Source organism: Streptococcus mitis (assembly GCF_009496285.1).
GTDB classification, from domain to species: Bacteria; Bacillota; Bacilli; order Lactobacillales; family Streptococcaceae; genus Streptococcus; species Streptococcus mitis_BP.
Window position 1 is genome coordinate 1 of record NZ_WIJK01000064.1, and the last position, 643, is coordinate 643.

The window sequence follows — 643 nt, forward strand, 5'->3', positions numbered from 1 at the left end:
ACCAAGTTTCCAAGTGGTTTGTAGGTTACTGTATCTGTTGCTTCAGGATTTTCTGGAGTAACTGTCTTACCACCAGCTTCTGTCTTATCAGCGTAGTAACCTGGAATTACTGGTACAGATACCTTACTGTAAGTATGGCTCTTCTCAGTCCATGTTGTAGTTCCAGAAGCTTTGTTTTCTTTACCAGTAAACGTAAAGTCGTCTTGGACGTTGTCTCCTGGAGTCTTATCGCCTGCTCCTTCAAACTTAACTGTTTGTTTAGTTGGTTTCTTCACATCATTTACGATTGGTACGTAAATGATTGGTGTGTCGTCACCTGGGTTTGTTGGAAGGTTTGGTAGCTCCTTACCTGGTTCTACTGGTTTACCTGGTTTGCTTGGATCTTTTGGATCTGGCAAGTATGGTTTGTAGCCTGGTACGTCTGGAACAACTGGTTGACCTGGTTTACTTGGGTCTGTTGGATCGTTCGGATATTTAACACCTGGTGTTGATGGGAAGTTTGGATCATTTGGTGTTTCTGGTTTTGGAACCAAGTTTCCAAGTGGTTTGTAGGTTACTGTATCTGTTGCTTCAGGATTTTCTGGAGTAACTGTCTTACCACCAGCTTCTGTCTTATCAGCGTAGTAACCTGGAATTACTGGTA

Annotated in this window: 1 protein-coding gene; it reads right to left on the reverse strand. The window is 42.6% G+C overall.

The features are described from left to right. Positions 1-643: mucin-binding protein (locus GEZ89_RS09640; RefSeq protein ID WP_416222461.1), on the reverse strand; the 643-nt coding region annotated here is incomplete at both ends.